General features: G+C 45.8%; 18 protein-coding genes. 10 read left to right on the forward strand and 8 right to left on the reverse strand.

Going from position 1 to position 21,186, the window contains the following annotated elements; genetic code table 11:
- Positions 1-39 precede the first annotated feature (39 nt).
- Positions 40-1,056: a UDP-N-acetylmuramate dehydrogenase gene (murB, locus tag FSB75_RS04520; protein WP_146783410.1), complete on the reverse strand. Its 1,017-nt coding sequence runs from the start codon at positions 1,054-1,056 to the stop codon at positions 40-42.
- Between the two features lie 21 nt (positions 1,057-1,077).
- On the opposite strand from murB, the gene FSB75_RS04525 reads away from it, so the two are divergent.
- Complete coding sequence (locus FSB75_RS04525) at positions 1,078-1,770, forward strand: NAD(P)H-binding protein (protein WP_146783413.1); 693 nt, start codon at positions 1,078-1,080, stop codon at positions 1,768-1,770.
- A 170-nt stretch (positions 1,771-1,940) separates the two neighbouring features.
- Here the strand turns inward: FSB75_RS04525 and priA are convergent, their stop codons facing one another.
- Positions 1,941-4,514, reverse strand: coding sequence for a replication restart helicase PriA (priA, locus tag FSB75_RS04530; protein ID WP_227990765.1), 2,574 nt, complete (start codon positions 4,512-4,514; stop codon positions 1,941-1,943).
- Positions 4,515-4,846: 332 nt separating this feature from the next.
- Here priA and FSB75_RS04535 point away from each other — a divergent pair, with 332 nt between their 5' ends.
- From FSB75_RS04535 to FSB75_RS04550, 4 genes are all read left to right on the forward strand, one after another.
- A complete protein-coding gene (locus FSB75_RS04535) occupies positions 4,847-5,365 on the forward strand; it encodes a hypothetical protein (RefSeq protein ID WP_146783431.1) in 519 nt (172 codons plus the stop codon).
- A 242-nt stretch (positions 5,366-5,607) separates the two neighbouring features.
- Complete coding sequence (locus FSB75_RS04540) at positions 5,608-6,258, forward strand: SDR family oxidoreductase (protein WP_146783434.1); 651 nt, start codon at positions 5,608-5,610, stop codon at positions 6,256-6,258.
- A gap of 100 nt (positions 6,259-6,358) precedes the next feature.
- On the forward strand, positions 6,359-6,922 hold the full coding sequence (locus FSB75_RS04545) for an ester cyclase (RefSeq protein WP_146783437.1): 564 nt from the start codon (positions 6,359-6,361) through the stop codon (positions 6,920-6,922).
- 46 nt (positions 6,923-6,968) lie between these two features.
- Positions 6,969-7,271 (forward strand): hypothetical protein, encoded by a 303-nt coding sequence (locus tag FSB75_RS04550; protein WP_146783439.1) that lies wholly within the window; start codon positions 6,969-6,971, stop codon positions 7,269-7,271.
- Between the two features lie 47 nt (positions 7,272-7,318).
- Here the strand turns inward: FSB75_RS04550 and FSB75_RS04555 are convergent, their stop codons facing one another.
- The 3 genes from FSB75_RS04555 to FSB75_RS04565 form a co-directional block, all read right to left on the reverse strand.
- Complete coding sequence (locus FSB75_RS04555) at positions 7,319-9,181, reverse strand: M1 family metallopeptidase (protein ID WP_146783442.1); 1,863 nt, start codon at positions 9,179-9,181, stop codon at positions 7,319-7,321.
- Between the two features lie 128 nt (positions 9,182-9,309).
- On the reverse strand, positions 9,310-10,347 hold the full coding sequence (locus tag FSB75_RS04560) for an AI-2E family transporter (protein ID WP_146783445.1): 1,038 nt from the start codon (positions 10,345-10,347) through the stop codon (positions 9,310-9,312).
- Positions 10,331-10,711: a DUF1622 domain-containing protein gene (locus tag FSB75_RS04565; protein WP_146783448.1), complete on the reverse strand. Its 381-nt coding sequence runs from the start codon at positions 10,709-10,711 to the stop codon at positions 10,331-10,333. Before FSB75_RS04565 ends, FSB75_RS04560 begins: the two co-directional genes overlap by 17 nt.
- A gap of 207 nt (positions 10,712-10,918) precedes the next feature.
- On the opposite strand from FSB75_RS04565, the gene FSB75_RS04570 reads away from it, so the two are divergent.
- Entirely contained in the window at positions 10,919-12,019 is a 1,101-nt protein-coding gene (locus FSB75_RS04570; protein WP_146783451.1) for a polysaccharide pyruvyl transferase family protein, read from the forward strand.
- Between the two features lie 23 nt (positions 12,020-12,042).
- Here FSB75_RS04570 and FSB75_RS04575 read toward each other — a convergent pair whose 3' ends face one another.
- Both FSB75_RS04575 and FSB75_RS04580 read right to left on the reverse strand, forming a co-directional pair.
- Positions 12,043-13,053 (reverse strand): polysaccharide deacetylase family protein, encoded by a 1,011-nt coding sequence (locus FSB75_RS04575; RefSeq protein ID WP_146783454.1) that lies wholly within the window; start codon positions 13,051-13,053, stop codon positions 12,043-12,045.
- Entirely contained in the window at positions 13,050-14,675 is a 1,626-nt protein-coding gene (locus tag FSB75_RS04580) for a glycosyltransferase (protein WP_227990766.1), read from the reverse strand. Before FSB75_RS04580 ends, FSB75_RS04575 begins: the two co-directional genes overlap by 4 nt.
- Before the next feature lie 190 nt (positions 14,676-14,865).
- Between FSB75_RS04580 and FSB75_RS04585 the strand changes: the two genes are divergently transcribed.
- Complete coding sequence (locus tag FSB75_RS04585; protein ID WP_146783457.1) at positions 14,866-15,684, forward strand: RDD family protein; 819 nt, start codon at positions 14,866-14,868, stop codon at positions 15,682-15,684.
- A 31-nt stretch (positions 15,685-15,715) separates the two neighbouring features.
- Here FSB75_RS04585 and proS read toward each other — a convergent pair whose 3' ends face one another.
- The gene (gene proS / locus FSB75_RS04590; RefSeq protein WP_146783460.1) at positions 15,716-17,194 is read right to left on the reverse strand and encodes a proline--tRNA ligase; all 1,479 of its coding nucleotides are present in this window, start codon (positions 17,192-17,194) and stop codon (positions 15,716-15,718) included.
- A gap of 212 nt (positions 17,195-17,406) precedes the next feature.
- On the opposite strand from proS, the gene FSB75_RS04595 reads away from it, so the two are divergent.
- From FSB75_RS04595 to FSB75_RS04605, 3 genes are all read left to right on the forward strand, one after another.
- The gene (locus FSB75_RS04595) at positions 17,407-18,114 is read left to right on the forward strand and encodes a hypothetical protein (protein WP_146783463.1); all 708 of its coding nucleotides are present in this window, start codon (positions 17,407-17,409) and stop codon (positions 18,112-18,114) included.
- Positions 18,115-18,216: 102 nt separating this feature from the next.
- On the forward strand, positions 18,217-19,758 hold the full coding sequence (locus tag FSB75_RS04600) for an OmpP1/FadL family transporter (RefSeq protein WP_146783466.1): 1,542 nt from the start codon (positions 18,217-18,219) through the stop codon (positions 19,756-19,758).
- 192 nt (positions 19,759-19,950) lie between these two features.
- Positions 19,951-21,135 carry a glycosyltransferase family 1 protein gene (locus tag FSB75_RS04605; RefSeq protein WP_146783469.1) on the forward strand — a complete coding sequence of 395 codons (1,185 nt, stop codon included), beginning with the start codon at positions 19,951-19,953 and terminating at the stop codon, positions 21,133-21,135.
- Positions 21,136-21,186: the final 51 nt, after the last annotated feature.

The raw sequence follows: 21,186 nt of genomic DNA on the forward strand, positions 1-21,186 counted from the left end.
CAAGAAAGCAAATTAAACCGCTGCAACCAAAAATTCTTTTTACAGAACGTTCACTTCTCTTTCTAACCGGATTCCAAATTTTGTCTCTACCGATTGTAAAATCGCTTCACTCAGCGCATAAATTTCCTGGCCGCTTGCGCTGCCGTAGTTTACCAATACCAACGCTTGTTTTGAATAACAACCGGCATCTCCATTGCGATAGCCTTTCCAACCGCATTGTTCAATTAGCCAGCCCGCCGGAATTTTTACGTGTTCGTCATCGAAAGGGAAAGAAGGAACAGACTGATAATTACTTTGCCATTGGACAAATTGTTCTTTTTCAACTTGCGGATTTTTAAAAAAACTGCCGGCATTGCCAATCACTTTCGGATCGGGAAGTTTAGCCGAACGAATGTTGACAACGGCCTGCGAGATTGCCTGAATGTTCAATTCTTTCACACCCATCCTCTCCAGTTCCTGGTTGATGGCGCCATAGCTCGTTTGGTAAACAGGTTTTTTGTTCAACCGGTATGTTACCGATGCAATCGCAAACTCTCCTTTGTATTTGCGTTTGAAAACACTTTCGCGATAACCGAATTCGCAATCTTTCAATTCAAATTTTACAAGGTTTTTATCAAGCAGATGAAAGGCTTCGAGTTCGTGAAAAACATCTTTTATTTCCACGCCGTAAGCGCCGATGTTTTGCATGGGCGATGCGCCTACGTTGCCGGGTATAAGCGAAAGGTTTTCAATACCGGCGTAATTGTTTTCAACGCAGTGCATCACCAGGCGATGCCAATTTTCCCCTGCACCAGCCTTGAGGTAAATGTGTTCATCGTCTTCCTTTACAATCGCAATGCCTTTGATTTCATTCTTCAGCACAAGACCGTCCACATCTTTTGTAAGCAGGATGTTGCTACCACCGCCTAAAATCAATTGGCAACCGGCAACCCGCAATTGCCAATTGACCAACTCTTCCAATTCGGCGAGGTTTTGAAAGCTTGCGAAATATCTTGCACTTGCATCAATACCAAATGTGTTGTAAGGCCAAAGCGAAATATTTTCCCGAATTTGCATGGCAGCAAGAATACGAATTTTATGCCCGCAAAAATTGCCACCGTCATTGGATCAACGGGTTTGATCGGAAGTCATTTGCTTAACGTTCTGCAAAATGATAATGTCTTTGAAACGATAAGAGCCGTGGTGCGAAAGCCAGTTCGTTTTCAACAATCAAAAGTTGAAATGAAGCTGGTGAATTTTGACGAACCCGAATCGGTGAAGCTTGCCATTGATGGCAGCGATGCGGTGTTCTGTGCTGTAGGCACCACGCAAAAAAAAGTGAAAGGCGACAAAGCAGCTTATCGAAAAGTAGATTACGACATCCCGGTGAATGCCGCCATTTTTTGCGCCGAAACAGGTTGTCCGAATTTTCTTTTGGTTTCTTCCGTTGGCGCCAACAGCATGAGCAATAATTTTTACCTGAAATTGAAAGGCGAAGTAGAAGACGCGGTACAAAAATTATCCATTCAGAACATTTCTATTTTTCGCCCATCCATCTTGCTTGGCAAAAGAGATGAGAAACGTGCCGGCGAAAAAGTTGGGCAAGCGGTAATGAGCTTTTTTGCTTTTTTATTGGTGGGAAGTTGGGATAAATACAAACCGATTGAAGCGGAAAAAGTGGCAAGAGCGATGGTGACGACAGCCAAGGAACAAAATTCCGGTACCAGGATTTACGAGTACGAAGCGATACGCAAACTATCCAGCGGCCCATCCCCAACAGCCATTCATTAAAGCGGGTAGATGGCGCTAAAGCCCCTTCCCGGTGGGGAGGGAAGGAAGACTCTCAAAGCAAGAAGAAAACGTACAGCTTTCAAGCTGATTGAATAAATTGTAAAATCATCGCAATGCTGGCCCTTGTGTGTTGATGGCCTTCCCACCGGGAAGGTCGGGATGGGCCGCATTTACTGCGCATCCACATCCGGCAGCACAATCACTTTCTTAAACTGTTTTATGTTGTGAAGGTTTGCGCATTCTTTCTGAATGTCTTCCTTGCATTTCGCAATCATCTGCGCATCTCGCGGCAACTTCAAGAGCATCTCCATCAAAAACATCCCGCGTACGCGGTTGATAACCGGTTCGGCGGGACCAACGATGTATTTGCGGTAAAGGAAATCCATGCCTTTTGCAAATTGATGCGCGGCTTGAAAGCAAATTTCTCTTTCCTTGTGTTTGAAATGAACGTTAATGACTCTTGAATAAGGCGGGTAGAAAAATTGCTTTCGCTTTTCAATTTCTTCGTTGTACATGCCGGTGTAATCGTGGCGGGACACATGCAGCAAAACCGGGTGCGTTGGGTTCATCGTTTGGATCAGCACCTTGCCCTGTCCTTCTCTCCTGCCCGCACGGCCACTCACCTGTTCCATTAACTGAAAGGCACGTTCGTTTACGCGAAAATCGGCAAAGTGCAACAAGCCGTCTGCATCCAAAATGCCCACCAAATCAACGTTGTCAAAGTCCAAGCCTTTTACAACCATCTGTGTTCCCACCAATACGTCGATTTTCTTTTGTTCAAATTGTTGTATCAATACATCGTGTGCATTTTTGTTCTTCACCGAATCAAAATCCATGCGGCTTACTTTCAATCCTTGCAGTTCACCTTCCAACACTTCTTCAATTTTTTCCGTGCCGAAGCTGCGCTGCACTAATTTATTGCTGCCGCAGGCGGCGCAGGTTGTAACCGGCGGGTACACGTTGCCGCAATAATGGCACTTAAGCTTGTTGCTTTGTTTGTGATAGGTTAACGACACATCGCAGTTGCGGCATTCGGCAATCCAGCCACAAACCGTGCACAATTGATAAGGCGAATAACCGCGCCGGTTCTGAAAAAGAATCACTTGTTTTCCTTTCGCCACCGAGGCTTTTATCTCGTCAAGCAGTTGCGGCGACAACATCACTTTTTCTCCGGGCTTGTGCGCTATTGTCCGGTTGTCAACGAATTCAATGGCTGGCATCTTCACCTCTCCAAAGCGTTCGTTCAATTGTGCCAATCCATATTTTTCGGTCTTTGCGTTGTAATAAGTTTCGAGGCAAGGCGTGGCGCTTCCCAACAACACTTTTGAACCCGTCAACGAAGCCATGTAAATGGCCGCATCGCGACCGTGATAGCGCGGCGCAGGGTCTTGTTGTTTGTACGATGAATCGTGTTCTTCATCGCAAATGATCAGGCCCAAATCCTGGTAAGGAAGAAATAAGGAGCTTCTTGCACCGAGCACAATCTTCATCTCGCCGCTTTTCACTTTGTTCCAAATTTCCACACGTTCGTTCTGGCTAAACTTGGAATGGTAAATACCGATATAACCGCCGAAATGTTTTTGCAGGCGGCGAATGATTTGCGAGGTCAGCGCAATCTCTGGCAGCATGTAAAGCACTTGCTGCCCGTGACGAATAAAATTCTCAATCAGCTTTATGTAAACGTGCGTCTTACCGCTCGACGTAATGCCGTGCAAAAGGCAAACCTGTTTGGTTGCAAAGCATTCCTGTATTTGGCCCAAAGCTTCCGCCTGCGACGGCGTCAATGCAAAGTCAATCGTTACATCTTTGGGTGCGTAACGAATGCGCTCCACGCTGCGCTTTTCGATGCGAAGAATGTCTTTTTCCACAAGGCCTTTCAGTTGCGCATCGCTGGCTGAGGCTTTCTTCAGCAAATCAGCTTTCGTCACTTCGCCCTGTGTTTTCATCAGGTGCAAATACGAAAGCAGAAGCTCCATTTGCTTTGGCGCACGGCCCCAATTGTTCAGCAGGGCAGAAAGCTTGTCCTCGTCATGGTATTCGTTTGAAAGCAAGACAAAGCTTTCTTTTTTTGCGTTGAAGGTTTGCTTCAACGATTCCCAAACAAAGCAAAGTTTCTTGCCGATCAAGCGATTGACAACGGGATAAACGTGTGTGGCATCGAGAATTTGCTGCACTTCGGTCAGGCGCAGCTCGTGTTTCATTTGCAGGGCCTCTGCAATCATAAACTCGTCGTTATCCAGCGCCGAAAAATCATCGTCAAATTCTTCGTTGTAGATCAGGATTGTTTCGCTGGAAAGCTTAAAATGCGAGGGCAGTGCCGCCGCCATCACTTCCCCCTCGGTGCACATGTAATAAGCGGCCATCCATTCCCACAACTGCAATTGATAGCGGTGAATCACCGGCTCGGGATCGAGCACGTTCAAAATATCTTTTGCCTCAAAGCTTAGCGGCTCCTGGTTGTGAATATTTTTGACGATGCCCGCATATTTTTTGGACTTGCCTAAGTTAACCTCCACGCGGCAGCCAATAGAAATGCTGTCGAGCATTTCGTCGGGAATGTGCCAAGTGTAATTTTTCGGAAGAGCGAGCGGTATAATGACTTCGGCAAACATGAAGGCTGTAAAAATAAGCGGTGCGAGCCACTTGAAGAAGGTGTGTGGATTTTTTGGAAACGCCGGTTCTTTTCTTCCAAAACTTTGTTTCTTTTTACCAAACCTTCTTTCTTTTTGCTCAAACTGTAACAAGGTTTGCTGAAATCTTTCTTTCGGTTTCGGCCGGAACAAAGCGAAGCTTACCCGCCGTGTTCCTTGCTGGAATGAAAGGCATTTCAACCCCCGCCGCAGCGGTTCAACCGGTAATGGGAAGATGCGTTTTTGCGATGCTGGATTCACATTTGGAAAGGGAAATGCGAAACGGGCAACAAAGAAACGCGGCTGCAAGTTTCTGGTTTCTTGCGAATTGGTTATTTTGACCACCGAAATTGCGCATCCCAAATGATGCGTATAACATTTGTTAGGCGCAATGGCTATAAAAATCCTGCCCTAAAACTAGTTGCGACAAAAACGACCATCACTAAATGAGAAAAACCGCATTTGCTCTATCATTACTCTTTCAACTCTTTGTGACATTCGCCACTTTATTTGTCATTTACATCGTTTATGCTCTACTTGACGTTGATGAAGCAGACATGATAAATGGAATAGGCTTTATGATTTTCCAGCCGCTTTTCGGGTTCATTCTGACTGGGCTGACAATTCTGATTTGTTTTATAGTCGGACTGCCCATTCGCCTAAAATCAAAAGTTAGAAAATGGTGGCTTGCCAGACCTTTACTTCCAATCATCGGTGTCACTATAGGACTTTGCTTATTGGTAATTGCTTTTAATTTCAACCTGACAGAGATTAAACAAATCGTTTTGAACGGAGAGACAGTTGAAAAGGAGGTGCCAAATACTGCAATCTCAGTTACCGGTTGGTTTTTGACCGCATTTTGTTTGCTTCACTTTTATCCTCAGTCGGTGCTTTCGCTGTTTCGCAGACGACGGGAAGTATCTTCAAGCAAGCTTCCTGTTGTCGGACAAAAGCCAAGCGCCTAACGGCGGTTTCCTGCTATGCTGGCAGACGGGATAGATATCAGCAACAAATCGCTTATCAGCTACAAATTCGTCTGACGGAACGCAGGTGAACAAATGAATAAAACATGTACATTAGTTTTTCAATCGGCTTTGGCTCCAGGCTGACCAGACACAGAATATCAGCACAGCAGAAAGCCGATTAACGTTAGCCTTTTCCCATCACCCCAAAAACTTCTTAGCTTCAAACCAACAATTCTTCCATCATGCCTCCCATCTTCATCACCGGCGGAACGGGTTACATGGGCAAACGCCTCATTAAAAAATTAGTGGCCCACGGCTATGACGTTACGGCGCTGGTGAGAGCAGGAAGCGAGGGCAAATTGCCTAAAGGCGTAAGAGCCATTATTGCCAACCCGTTTGAAGCAACAACCTTTCAACAATGGATTCCCAAAGGGGCTGTATTCGTGCAATTGCTTGGCGTTTCGCACCCTTCGCCGCGCAAAAAAGAACAATTCCGCCAAATTGATTTGCCCAGCGTAAAAGCCTCCGCTGATGCAGCGCTTGCCGCCAACGTTTCGCACTTTATTTATCTCAGCGTAGCCATGACGCCTACCCGCATCATGCAGGATTTTCAGGAAGTGCGCCGCGAAGGCGAAGCCTGTCTTTTAACCAAAGGATTTCCCTGCACCTTCGTCCGTCCCTGGTATGTTTTAGGGCCGGGGCATTTGTGGCCCCTCCTGCTTCTGCCCTTTTACGGCATCGCTGAAGTCATTCCTGCGTGGCGGCAAAAAACAAGGGCCTTCGCCTTTGTTACCATCGGCCAAATTATCGAAACGCTGCTGAAAGCAATAACGTCCGCACCGCCGCGAAAACGCATCGTAGAAATCCGCCAAATCCGCAAAGGAACTTTGTAAATCCGGAACGCTCCAAGTTTCGTAACTTGTTTTATCCTTCCCTTCCAAATTGGGCTGACCGTTAAACACTGCATTCTTCCATCTTTTAAACCAAACAAAAATGAAAAGAGTTTTTGCTCTCCTGCTTGCAGGCACGGCATTGACCTTTACTGCCTGCACCAGCAACACCGAAGTAAAAGGAATGAACGACAAAGACAGTTCCGGCGCCAAAATGAGCACGTCTTCAGCAAGCGATTCAAAAGAAATGAAAGACGAACGAAACAAGAACATTGCCTTGCAAAGCATCGAAGGTGTAAACAAGCATGACCCGGCAACCGTTTTAAAAGACGCATTGGAAAATACCGAAGATTACGGCGACGGCAGCGGCCGTGTGATGAAAGGCAAGGACAGTTTGATGACGATGATTAAGGCTTGGTTCACCGCTTTCCCGGATGTAAAGGGTGAGAACCTCAAAGCCGCCGCCGACGGTGAGTGGGTGGTTGTTTGGGGCAACTGGAGCGGAACCTGGAAGGGAGATTACATGGGACAAAAAGCCACAGGCAAAACTTATCACCTTAGAGATGCAGACATCTTTCGCATCAATGATGAGGGAAAGATAACCGAGCATCACAGCTTGTCAACCTGGCCAGCCATGGCGGCGCAAATCGGGATGAAAATGCAGTAGGATACTTTTTCCTCCGACAATATTTCTTCACCTAAAACCAATCATCATGGAACGTTTCGTTGTTCTTTTCGAAGCACCCATCGCACAAGCCGACTACGACAACATCATGAAAGACGTGGATGCTTCCGGACAGTTGCAAAACGAGAATCTTCTATCGCACGTTGCTTTCGAACGCAAAGGCATGTGGTGCGTGGTTGACGTTTGGAACTCGCTGGAGGCCTTTCAACATTTTGCGGAAACGGTGCTGAAGCCCTCCTTCCAAAAGCTTAACCTGAATGTGCCGCCGCCAACGGTTTTACCCGCTTACCGCTACGAAGGCGCAGGCGCAAGAAAAGCCGTTTCGATGTAAGTGATGCTTGCGTAAACGAAAAGTCCGGAAAACATTCCGGACTTTTTTTATTTGACGATGTAAACGTTGTCTTTCTTGTTTGCATCGGGCACCCACGTGCTGCCCAATTGCACGCTTTGAAGTCGCCTGCCGGTTGAAACGTTTATTACAACGGAACTTGCACCTTTCTCCCACACCGCTATTGAACGATGAACTTTGCCTTTTGTGCCATCGGCGTAGGTTAGCGTTAAATCAAGGGGCACAGGCTTTGTGCCTTTTGCTGAAACAAGAATTGAATAACCTGTGTTCGTTTTCTTTACCGATGCGACAGCTAAATCAGCATAGCCACCGTCAAAGAACCAGCGCTTCCAAAACCAGTTTAAATTTTTTCCCGAGCCGGTATTCATGCAATTAAAAAAGTCAAAAGGCACCGGGTGTTTTCCGTGCCATTGCTCAATGTAATGGTGAAGCGCTTTTGTAAACAAGGAATCGCCAAGCAAATCCTTCGCGTACAAATAGCCCATCGCCGGTTCGGGATAACTGTTGGTGTAGTAGGCCGCATTTGTTTCCGTTGACAAAGCTATAATCGGCAGGTCGGCTTCGGTACCCAAATGTCTTTCGGTTGGAAGAACGCCGTAGGTATCCACAATGCTCGAATCAATCAGTGGCGAAATAATCCACTCGCCTATTGTGGCCCAGCCTTCGTCCATCCAGGCGTATTTTGTTTCGTTGATACCCATGTAAAAAGGGAACATGGTGTGAAAGATTTCGTGGTCGGTTAACGTGATGCTTTCTTCTCTCCCTTCGGTTGGATTGTCGTTCACCATCATCGGGTATTCCATTTGGTCCAAACCGTCAAATACCGTTTCATGATTGTACGGATAAGCCCATGCGGGAAAAACATAGCTCATCGCTTTAATCGTTTTGTGTGCATCATCCGCAACCATAAAATAATCTTTGTGCTTTGGATTGAAGGCCGCGTCAACTCTTGTTCTTCTCCCAGTGTTTGGATCAACTACAAGCGATGACGATTGCCAGATGTAATGGTCACTCGTGGCAAAAACAAAATCGGTTACGTTCTCCGCCTTAAAATGCCAGGTGTTGAACGGATTTTTGGCGGTGATGTTCTGCTTGTCATCCGTTGTGTCAATGACGTTGATGATGGCGTTGCTTTTTTCAGCCTGTGCAATTCGTTGACAAATGGTTGGCGCTAAAACCTCGTTGCAGTTTTGCAAATCGCCTGTTGCCCACACCGTAAAATTTTTTGGAACAGTGATGTAAGAGTCAAAGTTGCAGAAGTCATTGTAAAATTCTAAGCGGCCATCGTAAGGATGACGGTTCCATCCGTCGATGTCATCATAAACCGCAATGCGCGGAAAGAAGTAAGCAACGAAGGCGGCGCCGGGTTCAACCTCACCTGTGCGGACATGTGAAGTTTTATTCAGCGTGTAATGATAAGCAATGCGGAAGCGAATGTTTGCGCCATGCGGCACCGATTGGCGGTTCACCGTCATGTTTGTTCCGTCAACGGCAATGCGAGCTTTGTCGGCAGTTTGATTGTTGATCCACATCGAATCAATCATCAAGCCTTCGGTTAGGTCGCGTTCTGAAATTTTCGATTCACGCGGCGTTCCTCTTTTGTACAAATTCGGATAAAGCTTGAACCAGATTTGCCTTAACGTGTCGGGACTGTTGTTGGTGTAATTGATGTCAACAGTGCCGCTTACCAATCTGGTTTCGGGATCGAAGTCAACGTGCAGCAGATAATTCGCCCTGTTTTGCCAATAGGCTTTTCCGGGTTTGCCGTCTGTCGTTCGTGTGCCGTTTTGATAGATGGCCAGAATGTTTCGCGGCAGCGGAAGTTGCAACTGCGAAAATGAACACAGAGCAAAAACAAAAAGCGTGAATAAAATGCAAAGCCGTTTCTTCATGTTTGAAAAATATCCTGCAAGATAAGCGGTGCGGCAAAGCCGCAAAATCGCCGGCAAACTTCATCCGCAGCAGCGTGCGAAAGGTTTATTTCAGCGCCACAATCTTGACGGCAACCTGTTGAAAATTCTCAGTTGCCTTTTTCTCTTTTCTTTAAATAAAGTTCTTGCACCAATATCATAATAATGACCATAAGCGGCGTGGCCAGCACCAGACCCCAGCCACCCGCAAACGGCGACACGAACAACTGGGCTAGAATGATGAGCGCCGGCGGAATGTTGATTAATTTTTTTTGCACCGACGGCGTGATGAAATTGCTCTCGGCTACTTGTACCAGTATGTACAAGCCTGCCACCATTAAAGCGGTAGTAAAGTCTTGCATGAGTGCCACCAATACGGCGGGCACCATTGCAATGAGCGGCCCGAAGTTGGGAATGAAATTGAGCAATCCGGCAATGATGGCCAACACCAGCCACATGGGAACACCCATGAGCACAAGGCCAACCGCTGTAAGTACAAACACCACCAACATGGCAAAGAGCTTTCCTTTAAGCCACTTCAAAAGGTTTTGCCCGATTTTGTCAAGTACGGTTTGCGCCGTTTCCTGTGCCGCAACGGGCAGAAGATGAACCAATCCTTTAGTATAAATCTTTGGCGAAACGGTAAAGAAAATACCGAGAAATAAAATGACGTACACATCGCCAAGAATGCCGAACGTTGACCTGAAGAAACCCTGCACCACAACTTGAAATTTCTTTTGCGTGCCCGGCGATGAAATCTTTTGAAGCAGTTTTTGACCTAATGGATTTTGCGCAAGTTGTGCTTTCGCCTTGCTCACGGTAGCGGGCAGGGTATCGCTTAGTTGCACCGCTTGTTGCTGCACCCTGGCGCCAATGAGCCAAAACAGCAAAGCCACCAATAGCAATGTACCAATGACTGAAAAAATCAGGCAAAGGCCTTCTTTCCAACCGGTTTTTCGCCGCAGCAGAGCGCTAAGTCCGCGAAAGAAAACAGCAATGAGTACACCCGCCAAAACCAGGAGCAAAACGCTGAAGGTTGCCTGTAAAAACAGCAATCCTACCACCACCAAGGCAACAATGCCCGACGCAATCCAAACCTTTTGTGGAAATGAATACCTGTCGCCGGAACGGTTAGTGGAGCTCTGCATCCGATTGATTGGTTTTTTGAAGCACGGGACTGTTTGGCTTTTGTGTTGTTTTTAATTCGCGTTCCAAAAAATAATTGAGCGCTGTGCGCAGTGTAGCAATGGCGGCAAGTTTGCCAATGTCGTCCCAGGTTGGCGCAATGGCAGTAGCAAGGATGTCGGCGGCCAGCAGAAGCTCCAGTGCAATGGCCAGCGAACTGCCGAATTGAATGCGAATGGCCTGGTTGTTTTGCTCCAGGCCCGGCCGGGCAAAATTTAGCAGGTAACGAATGAGAAATTGAATCAAGGCAACGGTAATTACGAAACCGGCCAGTATCTCAACTACGCTGCTCAAATGTTTGGTGATGAACTCGGCCCATTCTTTCATAAGATCACATGTAAAAAAATAATACCATTGCGCAGTGCCCGGGTGTAACGCTACCCGAAGCTTTCTTGTAGCAGCTTTGCATTCGGACCTTTTTACTGGCATTTGCATCATATAAAGCCAGTGTATTCCGAAACAAAATGTGTTTGCATGAAAGCAATGTTCTGATGGATTAAAAACTATTTTAGCGCCTTTAAATTTTCACTGCTTATGACGCCTGAAAACAGTTTCGCCGAAGAAGAACAGCAAAAGGTATTGATTGCCGGCTGGTTCAGCTTTGAACACGGCCACGCTACTGGCGGCGATATTTTAGCGTTGGAAGTTACCCGTGAATGGCTGCGCGACGCAGGATATGTTAACTGCGACATTGCTTTCGATCCGCCGTTTGCCGGCGGCGTGAACTGGCGTACGGTTGATGCAAAAGCCTATTCGCACGTCATTTTTGTTTGCGGCCCGTTTGAGCAAAAAATATACGAAGCCGAATTTCTTGCCCACTTTTCTTCCTGCCGCTTAGTGGGATTAAATCTTAGCATACCGGCGCACCTGAGCGAGTGGAATCCTTTTGATCTTTTGTACGAACGCAACAGCACCAAAGCCGTCCGGCCCGATATGGTTTTTTTATCAAAGAGAGCGAAGGTTCCCGTTGTGGGTGTTTGCCTGGTTGAACCTTATCCCGGTGGCTTGGACAGAGAGGCTAACGAAGCCATTCAACGTCTCGTTGATTCCCGCGAGGTTGCTGTGGTTTACATTGACACAAGGCTTGACGTGAACGGCACGCATTTACGCACACCCGCGGAAATTGAATCGTTGATTGCGAGAGTGGACGTGTTGCTTACAACACGTTTGCACGGTGCGGTGATGGCTATCAAAAACGGCGTGCCGGTTGTGCCCATTGATCCGGAAGCCGGCGGTGCTAAAATTGTTGATCAAATGAAAAGAATCGGCTGGCCATTTGTGTTTACCGCCGATGCCTTGAATGACGAAGCACTGACTAAAGCCTTTGATTATTGCTTCACGGAGGAAGCTCGTACAAAGGCACAAGCCTGCCGGCTATTTGCAATTGAAACGCTGGAAGAAACACGAAAGGATTTTATCAGCCAGCTAAACAGCAACGGTTCGCTGGAAGAAAATTTTTTATTGCGAACGAAAAAGAACAAAAGGCCGGCTTGGGCCGAAACCTTGTTGAAAGAAGCGGCACAAACCGAAACCGCGAGTAAAAAAAACAAAGCAAAAAGCCTGGCGAAGAAAGCTGTTCTCCTGCTTCTTCCGGGCATCGTTTTTTATGCTGCTAAACGAATGCGAAGGCGCTAAATCCTGCGTTCAACGGAACAAATTCAGGAAGCAAAGGTCTTTTTTAAGAAAGAGTCAAAGGCTTCTTCATTCCAATTCAATACCTGGTAACGGCCAAGTTTGTGAGGAGGTGAATAAGACATTGCGGGCTCTGGCATTGTGGTAAACGCAGCGGTAAGTTTCAGGTCTTTGGCAAGGGCAAGCGTATCATCGTTAAAACGTCCGTGCGGGTAAGACAAGATAGTGATTGGATAACCGCAAACTTGTTCTAATATCTTTTTATTTTCTTCCAGCTCCTTTTGCTGAAAAGCGAAAGAATGATCGGATAAAACAGGATGCGTATGCGTGTGCAAACCAATTTGGAAAAGCGTTTGACGGCTCATGTCTTTCAAATTTATAATTGTCATTGGCATTGAATCGTGCAGGGTCATTTTCATTCCACCAATCATTTCCTTCAATTGAACAAGCGATGCTTCAATCTCACTTTGCGGCAAGGAGCGCATCTTTTCCCACAATGAAAAATAAAGCCGGCAGCGTTGCGTTGGCGGCTCATCTGACCAAATCCATTCCTTTTGTTTGGCTTCCTGTCCGGACGTCAATGTGCCGCCGTTTTCCAATTCACAAACAATCTTCGTTCCGGCTATTTCTAACAAAAAAGGCGAAGGAAGTTTTGGTGCCGAAAAAATAATTTCCTGTAATTCATCCCACCAATAAGGCTTTGCTGTTTGCAAAGAATGCGTGGTAATAAAAAACGTTGCCGGGCAACGATACTTTTCAAGCAGTGGCTTTGCCGTTGTAAAATTGTCTAAATAACCATCGTCAAACGTAATGCAAACGCGGTTTTTTCCCAATCGCCAGCGAGGATTTTGCTTCAACAATTGCTGCGGTGTAATGACCTTGTATTTCTTCCTTAATAATTTTAGCTGCGCTTCAAAATTCTCTGGCGAAACAGCCAACTGCCAGGGATCGGCTTCTACATTTGCTACGCGGTGATACATCAGCACCACCACTTTTGGAGAACGTAAAAATCTTTTTACGAATTGACGCAGGTTCATAAAACTGGCTTTGCGGCTCTGGCGGTGATTATGACTTGGTAATGCGGATCGTGTGCGTCCATTTCTTCCTTCTTCATTTCGGGCAAACCCATGCCGTATAAAAAAGCAGTGGCTACAAGTACGTTTCCAAAGGTTTCCGTTTGGACATAATCAGCCGGAAAAACTTCTTTCAACATTCGATTTATCGCAGCTTGTGTATATGCCCAATACCAGTAGTCGTGCCATTCGCCGCGGTCAATGTGCGTGATGCCGGGCACAGTTAGCAGCAGCACGCCGCCGGGTTTTAAAATGCGATAACAAGTGTGCAAGGCATCAACATGGTTGTAAATAAGATGAAGCGTTTGTGTAAGCACAATGCAATCAAACGTGTTGCCTGGCAACTGGGGTGCATTGCTCAAATCGCCAATAAAAGTGGCTTTTGCATTGTTGTCTTCTACGTGCAATACATCGCTTTTTATAACCTTATCGCCGCCGAAGCGAAGCGTGTATTCGTTGTCGCCAATTTCCAGCACACGGCCTTTGATGTCTGCTGCGTTCTTTGCTAAAAAATTTTCAATGTAGTATCGGTCAACGGGGCCGCCTCTCTCGTAACCGAAGTTTGTACTAAAAGGTTGTGTGGTATTAAAGTCACCGCGGCGAATTTTACCCGTTGCGGGTTTGTAGCCTTTGTAAAAACCGTTGCTGTGCAACAACGAAAGAAGGATTGCCGGTGTTTTTCTTCTAATGAATGATTTGATGCCCATACGCAATTTTAGAGTTGTGTAATCAAGAAACAAACGCTTGCCACAGGCAAACAAACTAAGCAAGTCCTGCCTTCGTTTTTTATCAATCCGGAGAAAAGATTCTTTTAAAAGTTGAGCGTGAAGCTCGCTGCCGTAATAGGATTTCCAAAACAACATTCCTTTTGCAGATTGTTTCCTTTCTTCTTCGTTTTGCAAAAACGGCAGTTGCCGCTGCATCACTTTTAATCCGGTTTCTATCATCAACGAAACATTGCCCGACATGTTTTCGGAATGCTTGCGGTAAGCGGCCACCTTGTGTTGGTGATAAACAACAGGATGATTGCGGGTGATTTTTAAAAACAAGTCATAATCTTCGCAGGCCTTTAAGTTTGTGTCAAAACGAAACTTGTCAAACACCCACCGGCGGTAAAACACAGCGGCGTGCATGGCGATAAAATTGTGAACAAGAAGATGACCGTAATGCTTTTGGGCAATGTCCTGTTTTTCTTTCGACGGCAATTCTTCGTTTTTCTCGTTCAGCTTTATGTGCGTACCGTAAGCAAAGGCGGCGTCATGATTTGCTTCCAGGGCTGCAACGCTTTTGCTAAACGCATTTTCCAAAAACCAATCATCGGCATCTAAAAACACAAGGTATTCACCCGTGCTGTGATCAATGCCGGTGTTGCGTGCGGCAGAAAGTCCCGTGTTGGTTTGGTACACGTATTTTATGTCAGGAAACCGGGCCACGACTTCTTTTGTGTTATCGGTTGAGCCGTCATCAACCACGATTATTTCTTTGTTGGCATAATCTTGCTGCATAGCACTGCTAATGGCTTGCGGCAAATAGTGCGCATGATTATATGAAGTGATGATGACAGAAAGCCGCTTGGGTTCGGACACTTGTTTTGGTTTGTTGATTGGCAAATGACGTTGATTTACTCGGTGCGTTCAACGGCACCGAAGCGAATGTAAAAAACTTCTTCGGCGGAAAATGCAAGTTGCCTTAATCGTTCGCAAAAATGCAAATCAGCTTTTCAGTTTGTGGACTTACTGTGTTCTTACATTAAGCCCGGCACGTTATATTTGAGAAATGAGCGTTGTTCGCGTAGCCACAAATTTTAATATAGACATTGAGTTTACCGCTCCGCCTTTTCACCGGCGCCTGGCTGCTTGGGTGATAGACATTGTGGTGCTGATTTTTTACGTGATCGTCGCTTCAAAATTTCTTTCCTGGTTTAGCGATCAATTGGGTTACTCCGAAAAAAACGACGTGATGCGTTGGGCGGTAACGATGTTGGCGACATTGCCCTTTTTGCTTTATCACGTGGTGATGGAAGCCACCATGAACGGTCAAAGCGTCGGCAAAAAAATCATGGGCATCAAAGTGATTTCTGAAAACGGCGGCCGGCCATCGCTTGGGCAATTCATCATTCGTTGGCTCATTCGCACTTCCGATTACATGCTGCTCATCATCATTATCGTGATGGTGATTTTAAGTTCAAGCGGCATGGCATTGGAAACCGAAACTTACATGGCTCTTTCGGGTGCGGTTGCCCTTTTGCTCATTGATTTAATTCTTGTAAACACACGCAAACAACAAAGACTCGGCGATATTCTGGCGCATACGGTTCTCATTAACACCAAGCAAAGAGAAAGGCTTACCGATACGGTTTTTTTAGAAGTGGCTGATACCTATGTGCCGCGCTATCCACAAATTATGCGGTTAAGCGATAGAGACATTAACTCACTAAAAGGCATCATTGACATGGCCCGCAAACACAGGGACCACAACATGGCCTTTATGGCCGCTGAAAAAATCAAAGGCCATTTACAAATTGAAACAACCCTTGAACCAATAGAGTTTCTGGAAATACTGCTAAAGGATTACAATTATCTTTCAACCAATTGACGTGCGTTTGCCTTTGCCATCATCCTTTTCGTTAATAAGCCCGCGCAAAAATTACCCGCTGGCTCGACGGCCTGCCCGTTAAAATGCAACGGCCTTCTTCCTTTTTGTTGTGAAGCGGAATGCAACGGATGGTGGCCTTGGTTTTTTCTTTGATGGCTTCTTCGGTTTCGGCGGTGCCGTCCCAATGTGCCGAAAGAAAGCCGGGCTTTTCGTCCAGCAGTCTTACAAACTCATTCCAGTTGTCCACTTCAATTGTATTTTCTTCTCTGAACTTTAAGGCACGGTTGTACAAGTTCTGTTGAATTTCTTCCAGAAGGTTTATGATGTAGGTTTCTATGCCTTCCAGCGGAACGGATGTTTTTTCTTTTGTATCGCGACGCGCTACTTCGACAACGCTGGCCCCCAGATCCCTTGCGCCAAGCGCAATGCGCACGGGCACGCCCTTTAATTCGTATTCCGCAAACTTCCATCCCGGCCTTGTGTTCTCGTTGTCATCGTATTTTACGCGAATGCCAGCCGCTTTAAATTTCTTTATCAATTCATCGGCCTTCTCGCCTATTTGTGTTTTTTGTTCTTCGCCTTTGTAAATGGGAACAATAACAACTTGCAACGGCGCAATACGCGGCGGCAAAACCAACCCGCTGTCATCGCTATGTGCCATTACAAGCGCACCAATCAATCGCGTACTTACACCCCATGACGTAGCCCAAACGTATTCTTGTTTGTTTTCCTTGCTTAAAAATTTTACGTCAAATGCCTTTGCAAAGTTTTGCCCGAGGAAGTGCGAAGTGCCGGCCTGCAAAGCTTTTCCGTCCTGCATCAGGGCTTCAATGCAGTAGGTTTCTTCGGCGCCGGCAAAACGTTCGCCGGGTGTTTTAATGCCCCGAATAACGGGAAGCGCCATGAAGTCTTCGGCAAAGGTGGCATACACTTCCAGCATCTTTTCTGTTTCTTCAATGGCTTCTTCCTTTGAAGCGTGTGCGGTATGTCCTTCCTGCCAAAGAAATTCAGCCGTTCGCAAAAACAAACGTGTACGCATTTCCCAACGCACCACGTTAGCCCATTGGTTAATGAGAATCGGCAGGTCGCGGTAGGATTGAATCCAATCTTTGTACGTGTTCCAGATGATGGCTTCAGAAGTTGGTCGCACCACCAATTCTTCTTCCAGCTTTGCTTCGGGGTCAACCATCAATTTACCCGGCGACGAAGGATCGGTTTTTAACCGGTAGTGCGTTACCACCGCACATTCTTTGGCAAAGCCTTCTGCATTTTTTTCTTCGGCTTCAAACAAACTTTTTGGAACAAACAAAGGAAAGTAAGCGTTCTGGTGGCCGGTTTCTTTAAACATGCGGTCCAACTGGTCTCGCATGTTTTCCCACAGCGCAAAGCCATAGGGTTTTATCACCATGCAGCCGCGAACTGCGGAATAATCTGCAAGACTGCCTTTTATGATGAGATCATTGTACCACTGCGAGTAATCTTCCGAACGTGACGTCAACTCTTTGCTCATTTTTCGTTTCCAATTTTGTGGGCCTTTGTTTGCTGTTAATTTTTGTTTTTGGGCGTAACCTTTCAGCAGCGTTTGCGTAATAAAATCAGTCTGATTGATAAAACCCGAATGACAAAAACCGCACGGCCAATTATTGATTTTTGTTTAACAGGAAATTGATAGAAATTTACTGTGCGATGGCAAAAATAACATTCACCGCTAAATCATCTGCCATGAAACTTTATTTACCCTTGCTTGCTTCTGTTATCGCTTTTGGTTCTTGCTCTACCGCATACAAAACCGGGCAAACTCCAGACGACGTTTATTTCTCACCCGCCCGTGAAAAGGACGAATACGTTCGGGTAGAAAAGAACGATGACCGTCAGTACCGTGACGACGAAAACTACCGCGAAGACCGTTATCTGCGGATGAAAACGAGTTACCGCCGCTATTTGGTTTTAGATGATTACGACTACTACACGGGCAGCAACTATTACGGCAATTATGATCTTTACCGTTACAACAACTGGGGTTATTATAACCGCTGGTACGTTACGCCGCCTTTTTACACTTCTTACTATTACAATCCCTATTATTACAATCCTTATTACAGTCATCCTTATTATTCCGGCGTGGTATTGGGCAATGTACAGCGGCCTGTTTATACTAAGCCGCGAGGAACGAATCTGAACACGTATTATCCAAACAGCGATTCGTACAACTCCAACAACTCAAGAGTCAGAACCTATAACACATCCAACAGCAACGACAATTACCGCAACAGCGGCACCAACGCAGGCGGTTTTTTGCGTAACACGTTCGGATCGGGCAACAGCAATACGAGTTCGCAATCCTCGAGCAACACAAGTTCATCAAGCAGTTCGTCTTCTTCGGGCAGTTCTTCCAGCGGAAGCAGCAGCGCACCGGTACGGAAATTTTAACCGCAGATTACCCTGATTTGAAAAGGATGGTCGGGATGTTTTACAGCAAAATTCATCTCCTGTTTTTATAATGCCCTTAATCGAAACAGTAAACAGCCTTTTATGAAACGAATTATACTTTGCTTCTCTTGTTGCCTTTCAACCGCAATGCTTTTTGCTCAAACACCCGAGGATGCACTGCGTCTCTCGTGGAATGTGCAAAGCGGAACCGCACGAGCACAAGCCATTGGCGGTGCGATGGGTTCTCTTGGCGGCGACATTACTTCAACTTTTGTAAACCCCGCCGGCCTTGGCTTTTACCGCACCGGTGATGTGGTGTTCACGCCTTCGTACAGCTTCGGAAAAACAAGGGCTGATTACCTTGGCCGAAGAACAGACAGCGCTACAAACAAATTTGCCATCGGCACCTCCGGCGTTGTTTGGGGAGGCAACGATCACGGAAAAACCCGTAGTTCTGCCATTAGTCTTGCCATAAACCAAACCGGCGATTTTAAAACAGATGTTCTTTACCGGGGACAGAATAACAGCAGTTCTTACTCGCAAAAGTTTTTAGAAGAAATCAGGAACGGAAATATAAAAGACGGGAATTCGGTTGCCTCGAATTTTCCTTTCGGCACTTCTCTCGCTTTCAATACATATTGGATTGATACAGTTGGCGGTGGCACAAACGGAAACTTTCAGTTTCAAAGTCGTGCGCCAATTTCCACCGGTTTGTTGCAGCAAAACACCATTACTTCACGCGGCGGTGTTACCGAATTTGCTTTGGGTGTGGGTGTGAACCTGAATGATAAAGTGCTTGTTGGCGGTACGCTGGGCGTGCCGGTTATGCGACTTGAAAGAGAAACAGAATTTGTTGAAGCCGATGCCACAAACAATGCAACAAACAAGTTTGATTATGCTATCTACAAACAAGGTCTGACAACAACAGGTGTTGGTGTGAATCTGAAAGGCGGCATTATTTACAAGCCACAGGAATTTTGGCGCATTGGCTTCGCATTCCATTCTCCTACCGTTTATAGTTTAACGGATAAAAACACTGCTGAGATTACCACCAATACCGAGGGCTACAAAGGAACGCAAACACAACGGCTGGAAGATGTGACCGGCGCACCATCCCAGATAAGTTATTTGCATCTTACACCCCTGAAATTGATCGGCAGCGTAGCGTATGTATTGCGCGAAATTCAGGACGTGACAAAACAACGCGGCTTTCTTACGGCCGATGTTGAATACGTTTCTTATCCAATGATGTCGTATTACGCAACCGACACCGAGAGCCAGCCCGCCGACCCGGAAACCAAAGCGTATTTCAAGTCGTTGAACAAAACCATTAGCGATACCTACAAAGGCGCATTTAATTTAAGAGCCGGTGGCGAATTAAAATTTACAACGCTGATGGTTCGTGCCGGCGTGGCGTATTACGGTAATCCTTACAAAAACATTCACGACGAAAAAGGAAACCGCTTGAATTTAAGCGGAGGCCTCGGATATCGGAACAAAGGATTTTTTATAGACGCAACGTATGTTTATTCGCTCAACAACGATGTTGACATTGCGTACCGTTTGCAAAGCGCTGCGTATTACAACGCAAGCCTGAAGAATACCGCCGGGAAAATTTTTTTAACTCTTGGTGTTAAGATTTAAAAAAGTTACCGCTAACAAAATGAAACTAAAAAGGCTGTTTTAGAACAGCCTTTTTAGTTTTCAAACAACAACTCAACTATGCCAAACCTGTTTAGTTGAGGACGTTTTTCTACATCAAACTTTTTGTTTTTTTAGAACGGCAGCGATTTGTCATAAAACCATTGCTGGCATGTAAATAGCAAGAATACAGGCATGATAAAAAATATTGAAGAAGTAAGCTGTGCCTTCTTGCACAATGTTGATTTGCTCTGTTTTTCGCATTTGCGCTGGGGTTTTGTTTTTCAGCGGCCCAACCATTTGTTAAGCCGCTTCTCAAAACACCAACGCGTCTTCTTTATAGAAGAACCCATTTTTGTTAACGGTGACGAGCGAACGCACATTGAGAATTATAACGACAACCTGTATGTAATAACACCTCATTTAAAACACGGACTGAGTGCAGAAGAGGTAGAGAAGCGACTGCAAAAAACAATTACAAGCCTTGTTTTGCAAATGCAGATCAAGCGATATTTTAGTTGGTATTATACACCAATGGCTTTGCCCTTTACAGAACATCTAAATCCCGAGTTGGTTGTGTATGATTGCATGGACGAACTTTCGGCTTTCAAATTTGCGCCTGCCGATATTACGCAGCGTGAGAAACAATTGTTCTCCAAAGCCGACGTTGTGTTTACGGGTGGCCACAGCATTTACGAACACAAAAAAGATGCGCATCATAACATTCATCCTTTTCCGAGCAGCATTGACAAACATCATTTCGGGCAGGCAAGAAAAATAAAAGCAGATCCGCAAGACCAGTCGCACATCCCGCATCCTCGTTTTGGTTTTTTTGGTGTGATTGACGAACGCTTTGACATAGAAATGATAGATGCAGTTGCCAAAGCAAAACCCGATTGGCATTTTGTATTGCTTGGTCCTATTGTAAAAATTGATCCGGCTTCTCTTCCGCATTACGATAATATTCATTACCTCGGCGGAAAAAATTACAATGAATTGCCGTCTTACATTGGCGGTTGGGACGTGGCGATAATTCCGTTTGCCATGAACGAATCCACGCGATTTATTTCGCCAACAAAAACACCGGAATACTTAGCCGCTGGCAAGCCTGTAATTTCTACGCCCATTCGCGACGTTGTTTCTCCGTATGGCAACAATGGCCTTGTACACATTGTGCGCAACGCGGAAGAATTTATTGCAGCCGGCGAAACAGAACTCGCAAAAAAACGCAAAAGCGTGTGGCAGAAAAAAGTAGATGAATTTTTACAGGGCAATTCATGGGACCGCACCTGGAGCCAAATGGTTCGTCTCATTGAACAAACATTATCACAACGCACATCGGTTTTGAAAACCGGCACAGAACAAAAAGCGTACGTCTGATTGCATCTTGCAGGCAAGGCCTGTAAAAGAGAGAAGCATTCTTTTGTGCAA

The organism is Flavisolibacter ginsenosidimutans (assembly GCF_007970805.1).
GTDB classification, from domain to species: Bacteria; Bacteroidota; Bacteroidia; order Chitinophagales; family Chitinophagaceae; genus Flavisolibacter; species Flavisolibacter ginsenosidimutans.